The sequence below is a fragment of the Peribacillus sp. SRI_006 genome (genome assembly GCF_057586375.1).
In genome coordinates this window covers 70,403-85,677 of the sequence record NZ_JBYCZT010000015.1, presented here as the reverse complement: position 1 = coordinate 85,677, position 15,275 = coordinate 70,403, and the positions used below count along the sequence as shown (strand labels likewise).

Below are 15,275 nucleotides of genomic sequence, written 5' to 3'. Positions count from 1 at the left end.
ATGACCCTAAGATAATTAATTCCTAGCTTACTTTTTTGTATGATCAAATATATTTGCCTCTTTAGGCGCTTCGATTTTAAACAGGTCCAAATTAGACTTCTTATCTATTGTTTTAACTGAAATTAGTTTACCTTCTTCGTAAGTTTTACCCTTAATAATCTGTACCTCTCTTACTAAAACATCAGTAGTTTTATCAAACCAAAGCTCAAGTGTTTCTTCATTTGAAATTGTTATTTTGTAGACTTCTGCATCTCTATCTAATATTTTTTTCGTCCCTAACGACTGAATTTTTTCTTTTTCAAATTCAGAAAATATCTTTGATTCAATAGGTGGTCCAGGATTATCATTTGCTTCAATTAAAAATTTATTATCATTTTTTGTGTATGAAGCGATAGTTTTACCATCCGATACTGAAAAATCCCCGTTTTCATTTTCAGTTCGTTCTTGACTACCAGAAATATATGTTGTGATTAGTTCTCCATTGCTGTTTTCTTCAACACTTACTAGTACTTCTTCGGGTGGTATTTCGCTTCCAAATTCCATTTTTTGAAATTTATCAGCCAGTATTACATTTAGAGCGTTTTGAATGGATGCCTTTACAACGGGTGTTGACAATGATCCAATACTAAGCAATAGAATTGCAGCACTTGCAATAAACCCAATTAACCATTTTGATTTTTTTCTATTGTTATTCATTTCACTATAGGCTTTGTTAATTCCTTTTTGACTCATCAGTTCGAACTCTTTGGGTATTTCAATATTTTCAAGTTCTTGTTTTATTTTATTTTTCATAGGATATCCTCCTTATTTAATCTTTTTCTTAACTTTTCTAATGCTCTATACAAGGTAGTTTTTATTGTACCTAAAGGTATATCCAATGTTATTGCGATCTCATTTAAAGTGTAATCATGGAAATATTTTAAAAGAATAACACTTTTTTCAGTTTCACTAATCTCTTCAACCAGAGTTTGTAAATACAAAGATAATGCGATATCTTCTTCTTTACCAATGGTTATTAGTTCCATGTGTTCGGGTTTTATGGAAAAAACTTTATTATGCTGTCTTAACATATCAATAGAGCAAGTTATAACAATCTTTATTAACCATGTTTTAAAATACTTTGGTTCTTTTAAGAATTTGATCGATTTAAAAGCTTTATAAGCTACTTCTTGTACAATATCTAATGAATCTTCTTGAGTTCTCATATAAATAAAAGCAGTTCTATATATTTCCTCTTTATAGTTTTGAAATAATGTTTCAAAAGCATTTTTGTCACCCTTTTGTGCTTTTCTAACTAACCTTTCAATTTTCATCACCTTCTTTTTCTCTTATTACAAATATTAGACGAAAACCTAGAGTATTTGGCTTTACTTTTTTTATTTCATTTAAATATTTTCCATTTTTCCACTTTAATTCGAATGTATGAAAATACTAAGATTCATACGTGCAAAAGGCCGCCAATTGGCGGCCTTCTTATTCAGCTAACGCACCCGTTAGCCATCCATGAATCGCAAAAATCGGCGATTCACCACAAAGAATGAAAATGGTTAGGAAGTGTCAATACTGATACTGACCTTAATCCAGTCAACCCTAATCCATAGACTAATTAATTAACGCTCTCCTCTTTTTTTAAAACGATTGAGCAGGGTCTTCTTAAGTATTGTTATTTTTCATTTTTAAAGAAACTTATTTTCATGGTAGTTCATTAAGGGTAGTTTTTCACTTGAATCGTACATTCAAATCATTGGTACATAAGGGTTTGAAGGAAGAAAGGTCGATGAAGATGACGCAACCAAAAGATGTGCGGCGGATCCGTGATCAGTAGCATTTAGAAAATATGAAATGGGCGCTGAAGCGCCATTGTTCGGAGCGTGATTACATCCTGTTTGTTGCAGGTTGCGAGACTGGCCTGTCGGAGACCCACTCAAGCTCACCACGAAGCAGATCCTGGACCTCAAAGGTAAACAAAACAAGACAAGATTCTCCGGGGCAAGGAAGGCAAGACGCAAAAAATCCGCGACATGTATATCGCGAATTGCTTTCAGAAGGTCTATGAGTATGCCAAAAACGTCCAGACCCCTTATTTATTTCCCCTAGGAAGGGAGAACGCCCCATTACCCCTACTCAGGCCTACAGGTAGCTAAATAAGGCTGAAGAGTTCGCCGGGGTGGAACATGTGGCAACCATACCTTACGGAAAACGTTTGGCTATTGGTTTTACAAGGCCACTAAGGATATTGCTATGCTGCAACGGATTCTGCATCATTTGCATCCATCCGTTACCCTGCGTTATATCGGCATTACGGAAGAAAAAACGAACAACGTATTGAAAGATTTTAGCGTTTTTCACTAATCCATCTTCTTTATTTTCTTCAAGTAATTTTATTCATTTTGATGCAGCAAGAACATTACTTTAAGTAGCTGGATTAGAACCAAGACTGTTGAACTTGTTGAAGTTGTTGTTGAGCTTGTTCAAGCTGTTGCTGTGCCTGTTGGAATTGTTGGGGATTTGTATTAGCTTGAGCTTGAGCTGATTGAAAAGCCTGTTGGGCTTGTTGAGCCGCATTGATAGCTTGCTGATATTGTTGTTTCCGTGTCATTTTAAAAGTCTCCTTCACCATTGACCATTTTTGTTAAAGGCTAACCTTTCACCCTGTTTATTTTGCATAAAAATTTTGAGATTATTCATGTACAAGAAGATCTGTTTGCTCCTTTTTCTTTAATCAAAATGAAAATAGGAGTGAAGGCATGAAGGAGAAAAAGCCTGATCTTCGTGAAGTCAATGAACTGCTGCGTAAAATGAAAGGCGAAAAAGAATAAAAATGCATAAATTCAGATAGAAGGTGATAACTAATTTATAAAAAGACAGGAGTTATTATTGGAATAATCGGCTGCCTATTTTTATTCATCTATGGATTTTACCGTGTGATTTTTAGTATCATTGAGGGATTTAAAATTTTCTCGGGTTGAGGGAAACTGTAAGTTTACGGAGCAGACAACAATAGTAAGTGATTTTATCTAAGTATGATATAATTGTTGTATTACTAATAAGAATAATAATATGTTTTTGGAGGAGCCTGTCACCAAGGGATAATTATGTCCTTTGGTGGCAGGCTCTTTTTGTATTTTTTTAAATATGAAACAAATAATAAATAATGAAAGGTGGTATTTTTGTGCTAATACTTCAGTTAGCCATTATTTTAGTTACAGCCAAAATAGCCGGGAGCTTAAGTGTAAGATTGGGGCAGCCTTCAGTATTGGGGCAACTATTGATCGGCATTGTTTTGGGACCTTCGGTTTTGGGGCTGGTGAACGAAACAGAAACTTTGGCAGAGTTCAGTCAAATTGGCGTTATATTGCTGATGTTTATAGCCGGCTTAGAAACGGATTTGGACGAATTTAAACGAACCGGGAAAGCATCCACATACGTAGGTTTAGGTGGTATCATTGTTCCCCTATTACTAGGGTTTATCGCAGGTATTACATTAAACTTAACAGCTTTCGAATCTTGGTTTCTGGGTTTATTGCTCTCTGCTACCAGTGTTAGTATCTCTGTACAGGCTCTTAAGGAAATGAATCAATTGCAAACCCGTGAAGGAACCACGATTTTAGGGGCGGCTGTTATTGATGACGTGGTTGTGATTATTGCCTTGGCATTCTTAATGAGCTTCGCTGGTGGAGATGTTAATTTAACCACAGTCATACTAAAGAAAGTTTTATTCTTTGCAGGAGCGATTCTTATCGGATGGACGCTCGTTCCTTGGTTCTTGAAAAAGTTCTCAACGTTAAAGGTTTCAGAAACCGTGATATCGTCTGCTCTCATCATTTGCTTTGTTTATGCGTACCTGGCTGAATATACAGGAGTTGCAGCTATAATCGGAGCATATATTGCAGGTGTTGCAATCAGCGTAACTAACTTCAAACACGAAGTTTTTGAAAAGGTCGAAACGATTAGTTATTCTATCTTTGTACCAGTGTTTTTCACTTCTATTGGTGTGACAGCCCAATTTGCTGGCATTGGTGAAAATTTAGGTTTAATTATCGTTCTGAGCTTTATAGCCATAATGACGAAATTAGTTGGTTCATCGCTTGGGGCAAAATTTTCTGGCTTTAATTGGAACAGTTCATTGGGAATTGGGGCTGCAATGGTATCAAGGGGAGAAGTGGCATTGATAATTGCAGCATTAGGACTTGAATCTCATTTGCTGTCCCAAGATATGTTTGCTGTCATTGTCGTGGTGATACTGGTTACAACCATTGTTACTCCTCCAATGATGAAGTGGTTTTTTAAATCAAAAATGCAAACAAGGAATTTGTCATAACCTTTTAGTAGAAGTTAAGACCTCCAAGTTAACTTGGAGGCTTTTGTTTGTTTACACAGTTCAGAATCAAAGTTTTTTCCTGAATCTTTTCCAACATGTGCTTTAGTAAAACGACTTAGGAGTCCATTATCCAGCTAATTTTGTAAACAAAAATAGCGTTAACCCTTTTGGTTAACGCTCTAAAATCGATTTAAAATACATTAATAATTAGTACATGAACCATTCGACTATGCCAAGCTTAAATTTCAATATCAATCTTCATTCTCTTCTTCTTCATATAAATCGTGTTCACCAACATAAATTGGGCCGTTTGCATAATCAATTCTGATTGGCCATTCATACGGAACGGATAAACGGCTTGCTATACCTCTCCAAAATTTACTCGAATCGGTTTCAAAATCTTGAAACTCTTTTAATAGTTCTTTATATGACGCACCGTCAAATTGTATATTCATTTCCTGCAACCTCATGAAAGCCATATGTCTAATTTCAAGCTCTGCTGCCTTTTCCATTTCTTCTTCAGTTGCCACTTCGATAATGGTTCCTGGCGGGGGTAAAATAGCGTAGATATTATCTACTTCTTCTCCCATTTCTTGTGCGGGAATCAATTTATTCCGAATCCGATTAAGCATAAAGTCAACTCCTAATGTTTTTCATCTATTATATATAAGCCTATCGAGCTACGTAAACTAAATAATCTTCATGTTCAACTAAGTACCCGTTAGATAAATAAGAAATATCATTTATTTAGACTTAAGTGCAATACTTAATCATTCTTTACCGATTGATTTTTAATTCTAAAATAGAGTCTTACAAGGATAAGCAGAATTGACCAATTATGAGATATATTATTTTGTCCTGGAAGAGCCCCAAAGCTAAAGAAATAATGACGATAATCATTTCTAGTAACTTTTCTTTTTTTGTTTTTTTCATAAGTGTTTATATCCTCTTTAACAGTGTGATTAGAAAATGAATTTCATATTAAATTGTAGCAATGAATGTATAATCTGTCCTTGGAATTAAAAAGTATTCTTCTTCAACTAACCTGCCTGCCCCGTTAGCTCAATAAAAAAGTGCTGTAAAGAGCTGTAAACATCCCCAATCAATCTATGTTCTTTAACTAATGCGACCCGTTGAAGAACAAACCTAGTTTTTACTTTTTCGACTATAATAAAAAGAAATGAGAAGGTATGTACCATAAAGGCAGGATATAAAAAATATTAAAAGTCCTAAATTAACTGTTCCTGTCTTAAACCAAATAGTTAACGCAGCTAAAATGACTGCTATAAGACAGGCGATAAAACCTTGAGTATGTGGTTTCAAAATCAAAACCCCCGTTCTGTTCTTAAGGCATGTCTTAACCTATTTTAGCTTATTTTTCTATTCTCCTATATGGAGATGTTTCACAATCTTCCTTTTGTACTGGTTAAACAAACCGGACCCTTTAAATAAGCAAAACGATAAGGACCCAATTACTGAATTTTAAGGGTTGAGTTATAAATTCACTTTATGTATGACGCAAGTGAAATTCTTGCGTTTTCTCTAAAAAAAGGCTTTTTTTACTAAATTTCCCCATCATAAAAATCCCAATTTATCTATTAACACAAAGATAAAATTGGGATTTGCTTATTAATTTAATGTAGTTCTACTTACTTTTCCAGCTTCAATTTTAATATTCTAAGAATAGTTATTTATTTGAAAAGTATAACTACCTGGCGTTAAATCAATTATTTGAAAGTCGCCACTTCCATCCGTATAGGTCTGACGGGTCTCAGGTCCACTAAGCTTCACCAATTGATGATCTGCATGATTGGTTGAGGCAGATAAATGACCTTTGGTTGGTGCAATCTTCCATGGTAAATCAGGGACTGAAAAATAAGTGGAGAACGCTGGCTCTGAACTGTAAGATGTTACACTGCTTAATGCTTTGTAAAATTCATTATTCATTACATTATCTTTATTGGTAACAGCATAACTATAAAGACTTACACCACTTAATTTCTTACCTGTTGCAGAAGGTGCTTGAGCTTTTTTGATTTGTGATAAGCCATCTTTAATAGAATTTAAATAAATACCTACTCCAGATAAGGTCATTCGTTTACCTTGATTATTTTTCTCCCACTCTGACCAGTTTTCAAAATAACCTTTTTGATTAGCATCGTATTCTCTAAAGTAATTCATTGGGATAGCTAGATCGATGGATCCCTATTCCTGCCAACTTCGCCAGTCTTGAAGTGCACTGTTCATTGTAAAGGAATTATTCCAATCATCCATTGTCTTTGGACCATTGCCCCAAGCAATCGCAGCTGCAGAAACACTGACAGACGGTTTTGCACTTTGAACAGACGTATATATTTTACGGACCATATTACTGACCTGATCTTTTCTCCACTGTTTCCATATAGGATCAGTCGGTTGTGGTAACCCTGTTTTACGATAGGCTTGATTGTATCGCTGTACACTAACGTCGTTATACCCCCACTCTTCTCCCATATAGCGAACAAGGTCCATGTGAATACCATCCACATCATAGTTTTTAGCAACATTCACTATGATATCTCTTGTATAATCAACAGCTCCTGGATGACCTGGGTCAATCACATAGTCCGAACCACTTGTATAACTTCCCGTATACGTCTTACTCAACCAATTATTTTCTCTTGATTGTTTCAAACCATGTGCATTAAATATATGATTTTGATCTTTAGGAGGGGTTGTTTTGTTCCAAATTGGCATCATTGCAAACCATGCTTGAACTTGGATTTTCGGATTGGCTGAATGTGCTTTTTGAATCAAGTCTGCAAGAGGATCATAGCCACTTTGCAAAAACGAATCTTCCGTTTTTGGTTCAAGCGAAGCATCTCCACGGCGCCTTACCTGTAGAAAAATTGTATTAGCGTTACTTGCTTTTACATCTTTTATTAGTTGATCTACTTGAGCTGGGGTTTTTGCCCCATCATGGAACATATCTACCCAAAATGCTCGATATTCCTTTTGGGGTTCCGGAATAGAATACGTAATAGTTAATTTTGGCTTCAGAGTAGTATAAGTTGAATGATTGTTAGAATAAAAAATCTTTGTGGCCTGTGTTTCATCACGAAATTGAACAGCAACACCCTGATTGGCAGCCCCCCCACTATACCAACTTTTCACAAGGTTTGTGATAAAAAAGTCTTTCCATGAAGGTTTATCAACAATAGCATTTGAAACGTTGCTACCCACTGAAGGTTTATTGTTCCAATTAAGTGTAGTAGCACTCCATGAACTGTTAATAGGTTTAATGTCAACGGTAACTTGATTCGTTGAGTTGTAATATTGATAAAGACTAAGTTTAGCTGAAGTAATGACTGCTCCTTTAGGCAGCGTTGGCAACTTAAATTTCAAAAAGGAGCGAGTTGTTGCAAATGTTTGATGTTTCCCGACAACTAAATATTGACTCGATGAGTAATTAGTAGTAGGGGATTGACTACTAACAAAAGAATCTTCAACATCTGAAGGCGTGCTTACCCATGATTCTGATAGTGAAGATGTGGCTGCTTTAACCTTCGAAACTTTGAATATTGTAAAATTCTCAAAACCAGATAATAAGACAATTAATACAATAAAACCTAAAAAAATTACTCTATTCACATTTTTTGTCTCCTTTTTCTACAATTTTCCTACTAATCTTTTGGTTTCTATTAATATTATATCTGCTAGCGCCTAAACGATGGTGCCTTCACCAAATACAAAGAAGCCGGGCTAGGTTTCTCTCGCCCGGAATCATGGTACAACAACTTCTTTTGATTCGATCGAGGAATGGAACCAGAAATTACCATAAATTTCTTTCCTAATCACTAACGTCATAATCAAATAATTTCGACCCGAAAAGACTCTTGTCCTTAAAAAGGGAATAAAACAGGCTTAATTCTGCCCATCCGTTCTAAATGGAGGTTTTGTAAGTTGTTTGTCTGTTTCTCCTGACATTAGTATACACATAGGTTAAAAAGTGCACGGTAACCGGAGCGAAACTAAAAACATAACTTTTTAATTCTTATCGCAGAGTCGACACAAACTGTGATGTTACTTCAGTTAGTTGAGGTAAAACCACATAGTGGTAAATAATAATCCAGTGATAATGATAAACATACAAATTGTGAATATTCTCATCAGTTAAGACTCCAAAAAATTTAGTTTTTTATGTTTTTTTAGTTGCAAAATAAATAAAGAGAACGGATAGTACCATCCATACTCCAATCACTACAATCACGAAGAAACCTGTATTGATGAAATTCCTATAAATCCAAGTATCATACATTAAATCGCCTCAGTATTGTTTTCATTAAAGAACAAAGTATCGGAAGACATAAGAGCTGCTGTAATAAAGAGAAAAAGAAATAATGGTAGTCTCGGTTCTCAACACGCACCCATTAGTTGCATAAGACCTATTGTAGAGTTGACACAAACTGTGAGATAGAAATTCTGTGTCATAGCATCAACTAAAAGAATAATCAAATTAATATCTTACATTTTATTCTGCTTTTCATATAAATGTAACTTTGTCATAAAAGTTTCCTCCATTTTTTTATACTTATGAAAACCAAAAGAAGAGGCAAGTATAAAACAATGAAACACACGCAGTATGGATTGATTATTTTATCTAATATATATAAGGAATCGACATCGGAAAAAAATATACTGATAAGTAGTATGATTATAGACATTACCCATAAGGGATACTTTTGTTGGACATTGAATAAGCGTTTGACACCCCTGCTGGCAGCCCACAAAGGAATGACCATATTGGGTATGATAACAATGGCCCACCAAGAAACAGTTATGTATTCGAAACGTTGAATAAAGGGTAATTCAATGACGCTGGTCATTGTGAGTGTTGGCCATAGGGAAATGACCAACTGTTTCTGTGAATAAAAGGCTGTTGAAACAAAATAAATTAATAGGAGCAATAACGTAGTGGCTAAGGCTCCTCCGTGAGCATACTTTTTTGATGTTTCAGCATTCTTGATGAATGGATAAAACATCAGGAGCATTTCAAAACCAAGCATTGCTAACGAAACGCTTCTAGTACCTTTCATTATTTCGATTAAAGTATGATCGAAAACAGGAAAAAGACTGGTGAAATCAGCGTATTTAAACCCATATATAGGTACAATTAAAAGCCAGTATGAAACGATAACAGTTAAAAAGGCGATACCAGTAACGGTTCGTAACCCTCCCGTGTGAATATAATAAATCAGGATCAGGAAAACCAAAGCTAACGCCCAAGAAGGTACCTCCTCAAACATCCAAATATGAACAACATTTATATAGCCGATAATGATCGTCATTCCAAGGACAAAAAAATAAATAATGAATAAGAGACTAAAAAAATTCCCTATCCATTTACCCAATGCATAATTATTAGCAGAAATGATATCACCAGGAACAATACTAAAAATCTTATATATAAGCCAAATGAATATCTGAACCATCAGTCCGGCTAGAAGTATGGAGATCCATCCATCCCTTCCCGTCGCCTTTGCTAAATCTCTTTGAAAATTCAACACGCCTAATCCTGTTTGCATAGAATGCACTAAAAAAAATACATACAATGGAGATACTTTATCCTTTTCATTAACACCAACTTGGTTCATAAAGGACCCTCATTTATATCAGTCGAATTTATCATTTTTATAATCTGGCTTTTATAGGTGAGTTTTATTCAAAAAGATACAAACTTTAAGTACACAGTACGAATAAACCGAGAGACAGTACTACACATATCCATAAAGTCACATTGTGACAGCAAACGTCATTCACTGTGCGAGTAAACTTTGTAATAATGCAACTAACCTGCCCCTTTAGTTCCATAAGAAACTTCTATGGCGGCGATTCTCGCCGCCACCATCTACTACGAAAATCTAAACTCAAAATAGAGTCTAACCCTTTAACTCCTTGACGATAATGGATGATAACAATACAACCAGGCTGAACTTTTTTTGGTGGATCTTAAGGAAGATACCCTGTATAAGAAACTGGTTGTGACAGTATGGAAGAACCATTTAGTGTACTGCTAGTACGTATACAAAAATGTTTGTAACAAATCTCCTGTCATATGTATTGTTAATCTTTTATTGAGGTGATTCTCCTATGGAAGCAATGAGTGAACGGTTTGCTGGCCTAGATGTACACCAAGAAACAGTAGTAGCCTGTGTATTATTTGGTCCATTAGATAAAAAGCCAAAAACCTCTATTGAAACGTTTTCAACTACAACAACGGGACTCTTGGCTTTAAGTGATTGGTTAACTACCCTTCATGTATCCGATGTTGTAATGGAAAGTACCGGAGTCTACTGGAAACCAATATGGAATATTCTCGAAGATTCTTTTCACCTTGTTCTTGCCAATGCCAGGCATGTCAAAAATGTTCCAGGGCGTAAAACTGATGTGAAAGATGCCGAATGGCTTGCCAAGCTTCTAAGATGCGGACTTATTGAAAGCAATTTTGTTCCACCGGAGGATATTCGTGATTTACGGTATCTTACTCGTTATCGAAAAAAATTGATTCATCATCGCACATCCGAGCAGAATCGCATTCACAAAATTCTTCAAGATGCTAATATCAAGCTAACATCCGTACTATCAGACATTTTTGGTGTATCGGGACGCCGTATCCTTGAAGCGATTCTAAACGGTGAAAAAATAGAGACCGATGGTCTTCGAAAAATGGTGGATTGGCGAACAAAAGCTAGTATTACGGACATTGCCAGTGCAATTAATGGACGTATTCGCCGTCATCATCGTGATATGTTGCGTTACCATTGGGAGCATATGAGTTATTTAGAAAAAGCCATAGAAGAATTGGAAAAACAAATCGATCAACTCCTATCCCCCTATCGTAAAGAAGTAGAATTATTGGATGGAATACCTGGTGTGAACAAAGCTGCCGCAGCTACTTTTATTGCAGAGATGGGCGTGGATATGTCCGTATTTAAGTCAGCTAAACATCTTGCCTCTTGGGCTGGTGTGAGTCCTGGAAATTACGAAAGTGCTGGTAAAAAAAAACGAGTAAAACCACACAAGGTAACAAAGCTTTAAAAACGATGGCTGTAGAGTGTGTACTAGCGACATCAAGGCAAAATAATCGAATGGCTTCACATCGAAAAAGGATTACCAAACGGCAGGGAAAAATAAAGGGACGAATCGCTTCTGCTCATTTACTATTAACGATTGCTTACAACATCTTAAAAACAGGAGAACCCTATCATGAACTAGGTTCAAATTACCTTGAAGAAAAACAAAATAACAAAGAATTAAAAATGATCGAATACCTAAAAAAGAAAGGATATACAGTCGCTCCATCTGAACAACAAACTGCATAACCAAACCAGTTAATATAACGACATGGTACATTTACGTCCTTCAAAAAATTAGAATATGGTGGGCTTATTTTGTATGGCCATTCACGAATATATTTTCATACAAAAAAGCTGCCTTAAAGACAGCTCTGATCTTCAGCTAACGCACCTGTTAGTTCAACAACAAGGGATATGTTCAATCAAAATTTATGTCACCTTGTTGTTTCGTCTTTTTCTTAATAGTACGAGCTATTTTATCCGAGTTCCACCATTCCTCTGCATTAGGTAAAAGAGAAACAACCTCGCTGGCTAATTTTGTAAAAATGTCAGATGGAACGGGTTCTTCGTCATATCTAAAAGAGTCGTGATCTTCCGTTGGTTCAAGTCGTGTCATAGGAACATGGTGGGTAGTGTTTACCTTATTCGGAGGAAAATGAGGTCCACCCTTAATTGTAAAACCATTGGCTGGTGACGCACCTATTTCAACAATGAACCCACCACCATACTTGTCAAAGAAGAAAGAAATAAGGTCAATTCGGGTTTCTAAAATCCTTCGAAAATGAGGAAAAGTACCTTTAAATCCCTTCTCTCTTAATAATGGAATAAGAATTGATTTCAGTGCTTTAATCATTTCATCACGTCCAGAAGCCATACAAAAACCCCTTTTTTATGATTACTTTAATTTCTCAAATCCTATTATATCCCAATATTCCTTCTTCAACTAAACTGCCCTTTTAGTTGCATAAAGAAAAAGCTGCCTTAAAGACAGCTCCGATCTTCAGCTAACGCACCCGTTAGCTTAATAATTTCTATTCATTTAATTTCAATAGTTCAGAAATAATATCAGAACTTCTTGCCATTAACAAAATAATTGCCAAAACGATAAAAAGAATACCAACAACCTATCAGAAGTAATAATAAATAATAAAATCCCACTCAATCATCTCATAACACTAACCAGATCTTATCCAGCATTTAATAGAGGAACTATTATTATTGATAAACCTAAACTTATTAAGAATGTTATAAGCCAATCTCTTTTTTTCGTCAGTTTAAAAAGTATATTCAGAACCGAACTAATACATATACAAACTAAAAATACGAATAAAACCATAATAAGTTCCAAGTGATCCCCCCCCCAACAATAAGTTTTACTTTATATTTCAACATAAAAAAACCCAAATCCTTTATTGAACTTTCCTGCCCCTTTAGTTCTATAAGAAAAAGCTGCCTTAAAGACAGCTCCGATCTTCAGCTAAAGCACTCGTTAGCTCAATAGCAAATAAATTACAACTCGTTATTTCTCCCAAAGCTTGATCAGTCGACCTTCAGGATCTTCAATCTATATAAACTTTCCAAATTCACTAATCTCTTTTTTCTTTGCAAGAGGCACACCAATATGTTCAAGATGTTTAATAGACTCGTTCAAATTATGTACTTGGAAATTTAACATCACTTGTTGTTCTGTTGGAAAATAACTGTCATTCTCGGTAAAGAAAGAAAAGATCGTCTCATTTCCTAATTGGGGTTTTATCACAGTCCCATTCCAATTTTCTATTTCAATCTTCAACACTCTCTGTACCATTTTTTTACAACTTCAAGATTCTTAGTTCTCCAAAATATTCCTCCGAAACCTTTTATCATCGTATCTGACTCCTGTCTGTCATCAAATTTTAACTATCCGATTACATTAGATATTCGAGATTTAAATATAAGTTCCTTTTTCAACTATACTGCCCCGTCACTTCAATAAGAAAAGAGCCAGTAAAGGAAGCCCTTATCTTTGCCTACTTATAGATTTTGTTGATTAACATTTAGTTCAATCAAATTACCATCAGGGTCAGCACAGAAAATTTGTGCGAATCCACTTTTCCCGTATGGTTTTTCAAGGATTTCAACTGCATTCTGTTTTAACCATTTAAGAGTTTCATAGTAGTTCTCGACTCTAAGGGCAAAGTGACCTTCTCTGCTGGATAATCTTTTATCCTTACGAATCGTCTGTGAAGAGGGATCGACTATCAAGTGAAGTTGATGTCCCCCTATTTCATACCAGGCACCTGGAAAATCAAAATTAGGACGCTGTATTTCTTTTAAACATAAAGTTTTGCCATAGAATTCTTTTGCTCTTTCTAAATCTGTCACGGTAAGACTTACATGATGGAGACATTTATATTTAATCAAAACCTTCACTTCTTTCATTTCAACTAATTTATTTTTTACTTTAGTCGTTTTGTGGCTAAGATGCCCCTCGCACCCCATCTGAAGCTTGATCGGAATTTATACAATTTGGCAACTAGAATCAATAATCCTTCTTCAACTAAACTGCGCTCGATAGATGTATAAAGAAAAAGCTGCCTTAAAGACAGCTCCGATCTTAAGCTAAAGCACCTGTTAGTTTAAGTACATTTCTTCACAATCCAGAAGCGTAGGAATCATATATTTCACCAATGATCCCTTTCAATTGATGGACACCTAAATCAGTATTTGTCATTATAACTAATCCTTTTTCTAAATAGGGATATGCAACCATCATACATTGAAAGCCCACTCCCCAACCAAGCGATGAAATTTCTAGTTCTCCTTTTGAATCATCCAAAAACCCCCCTAGTCCAGACCACTCTTTACAACCTTGGGATGTTATCATTTCTTTTGCTTTACTTACAGGAAGTCCAATCTTACTTTTACCTTTTAAAGAATTAATTAATTCAATAACCAAAATAGATAAATCTGAAGGTGTCGTCCATAGCCCTGAAGCAGCTTGATAAGGGTATATAGCATATTTTCCATCAACTAATTCTCCACTTTTTTTATGACCACAAGAAAAGTTATCGCTTTTCTCTTCTGAAATGGTCATTGCTAATGAACTGTTGTGCATTTTTAATGGTTGAAATATTAGTTCGTCTATTATATCTTCGAAAGGTTTACCAGTCACATCTTCTATCAGTAGTTGTATTATACAATAGCCTGCATCTGAATATTGAAAGTCGCTCTTAGGTTCATAGTTCACTTGAATAGGTACTTTACAATAGGGTGTGTGTCCCTTTAATAGGTCAACGATTGAGGGAATACCGTCATTCGAATTAAGTTCCATAAAACTATCTTCAGGGTCTATAATTCCAGATTGATGACTTAGCAAGTTTCTTAATGTTACATATTGGTTTTCCGTAAATTTATTATCAGGAACTTTCCACGAGGTTAGCTTTTTGTTTATATTCTCATCTAAATCAACAAGACCTTGTTCAGTTAGTAGCAAAACAAGCGTCCCGGTTAAGAACTTACTAATCGAACAAGCACTAAAAATAGAATTACTATTTACAATTTTAGTCGTTCCTGCCTCAAGTAAACCATAGTGTTCTGCCATACTAATTTGAGCGTTATTAATTACTGCAATGCTCAAACCATTTACATTATGATAATCCATACGCTCTTTAATGCTTATATTAGTAATTCCCATCTAACCCCTCCGTTTTTATAACATTATTTTACCATTAGTGGGGATATACGGTGTATTTTATTTCCTATGCTTGTGCAGCTAACCTGCCCCTTTAGTTCTATAAGAAAAAACCAAAATCAGTAATGATTTCGGTTTATCATGTTTATAAACGTTTAACTTTTCT

13 protein-coding genes and 2 pseudogenes are annotated in these 15,275 nt (G+C 35.3%); 4 read left to right on the top strand and 11 right to left on the bottom strand.

The window, feature by feature from the left end:
• Positions 1-27: 27 nt before the first annotated feature.
• Positions 28-792, bottom strand: a complete 765-nt coding sequence (locus AC2YHV_RS21110) for a hypothetical protein (protein WP_487374040.1) — start codon at positions 790-792, stop codon at positions 28-30.
• A complete protein-coding gene (locus AC2YHV_RS21105) occupies positions 789-1,313 on the bottom strand; it encodes a sigma-70 family RNA polymerase sigma factor (RefSeq protein ID WP_487374108.1) in 525 nt (174 codons plus the stop codon). Before AC2YHV_RS21105 ends, AC2YHV_RS21110 begins: the two co-directional genes overlap by 4 nt.
• A gap of 524 nt (positions 1,314-1,837) precedes the next feature.
• On the opposite strand from AC2YHV_RS21105, the pseudogene AC2YHV_RS21100 reads away from it, so the two are divergent.
• Positions 1,838-2,352 (top strand): annotated as a pseudogene (locus AC2YHV_RS21100) (tyrosine-type recombinase/integrase).
• 73 nt (positions 2,353-2,425) lie between these two features.
• Here AC2YHV_RS21100 and AC2YHV_RS21095 read toward each other — a convergent pair.
• Positions 2,426-2,599 (bottom strand): DUF2524 family protein, encoded by a 174-nt coding sequence (locus AC2YHV_RS21095; protein WP_328145745.1) that lies wholly within the window; start codon positions 2,597-2,599, stop codon positions 2,426-2,428.
• 573 nt (positions 2,600-3,172) lie between these two features.
• On the opposite strand from AC2YHV_RS21095, the gene AC2YHV_RS21090 reads away from it, so the two are divergent.
• Positions 3,173-4,321 carry a cation:proton antiporter gene (locus tag AC2YHV_RS21090; protein WP_487374039.1) on the top strand — a complete coding sequence of 383 codons (1,149 nt, stop codon included), beginning with the start codon at positions 3,173-3,175 and terminating at the stop codon, positions 4,319-4,321.
• A 251-nt stretch (positions 4,322-4,572) separates the two neighbouring features.
• Here AC2YHV_RS21090 and AC2YHV_RS21085 read toward each other — a convergent pair whose 3' ends face one another.
• The 4 genes from AC2YHV_RS21085 to AC2YHV_RS21070 form a co-directional block, all read right to left on the bottom strand.
• Positions 4,573-4,953, bottom strand: coding sequence for a hypothetical protein (locus AC2YHV_RS21085; protein ID WP_328145743.1), 381 nt, complete (start codon positions 4,951-4,953; stop codon positions 4,573-4,575).
• A gap of 1,045 nt (positions 4,954-5,998) precedes the next feature.
• The gene (locus AC2YHV_RS21080; protein WP_487374038.1) at positions 5,999-6,502 is read right to left on the bottom strand and encodes a carboxypeptidase-like regulatory domain-containing protein; all 504 of its coding nucleotides are present in this window, start codon (positions 6,500-6,502) and stop codon (positions 5,999-6,001) included.
• Between the two features lie 24 nt (positions 6,503-6,526).
• Complete coding sequence (locus tag AC2YHV_RS21075; protein ID WP_487374037.1) at positions 6,527-7,951, bottom strand: DNRLRE domain-containing protein; 1,425 nt, start codon at positions 7,949-7,951, stop codon at positions 6,527-6,529.
• 911 nt (positions 7,952-8,862) lie between these two features.
• The gene (locus AC2YHV_RS21070) at positions 8,863-9,954 is read right to left on the bottom strand and encodes a GerAB/ArcD/ProY family transporter (RefSeq protein ID WP_487374036.1); all 1,092 of its coding nucleotides are present in this window, start codon (positions 9,952-9,954) and stop codon (positions 8,863-8,865) included.
• A 496-nt stretch (positions 9,955-10,450) separates the two neighbouring features.
• On the opposite strand from AC2YHV_RS21070, the gene AC2YHV_RS21065 reads away from it, so the two are divergent.
• Positions 10,451-11,398, top strand: coding sequence for an IS110 family RNA-guided transposase (locus AC2YHV_RS21065; protein ID WP_487374035.1), 948 nt, complete (start codon positions 10,451-10,453; stop codon positions 11,396-11,398).
• A 5-nt stretch (positions 11,399-11,403) separates the two neighbouring features.
• Positions 11,404-11,682, top strand: coding sequence for a hypothetical protein (locus tag AC2YHV_RS21060; protein WP_487374034.1), 279 nt, complete (start codon positions 11,404-11,406; stop codon positions 11,680-11,682).
• A gap of 172 nt (positions 11,683-11,854) precedes the next feature.
• Here AC2YHV_RS21060 and AC2YHV_RS21055 read toward each other — a convergent pair whose 3' ends face one another.
• The 4 genes and pseudogenes from AC2YHV_RS21055 to AC2YHV_RS21040 all read right to left on the bottom strand — a co-directional run bounded on the left by AC2YHV_RS21055 (position 11,855) and on the right by AC2YHV_RS21040 (position 15,112).
• Positions 11,855-12,310, bottom strand: a complete 456-nt coding sequence (locus AC2YHV_RS21055; protein WP_487374033.1) for a DUF4304 domain-containing protein — start codon at positions 12,308-12,310, stop codon at positions 11,855-11,857.
• Between the two features lie 690 nt (positions 12,311-13,000).
• Positions 13,001-13,302 (bottom strand): annotated as a pseudogene (locus AC2YHV_RS21050) (VOC family protein).
• 147 nt (positions 13,303-13,449) lie between these two features.
• Entirely contained in the window at positions 13,450-13,839 is a 390-nt protein-coding gene (locus AC2YHV_RS21045) for a VOC family protein (protein WP_251543951.1), read from the bottom strand.
• A gap of 229 nt (positions 13,840-14,068) precedes the next feature.
• Positions 14,069-15,112: a serine hydrolase domain-containing protein gene (locus AC2YHV_RS21040; RefSeq protein ID WP_487374032.1), complete on the bottom strand. Its 1,044-nt coding sequence runs from the start codon at positions 15,110-15,112 to the stop codon at positions 14,069-14,071.
• Between the last annotated feature and the right edge of the window lie 163 nt (positions 15,113-15,275).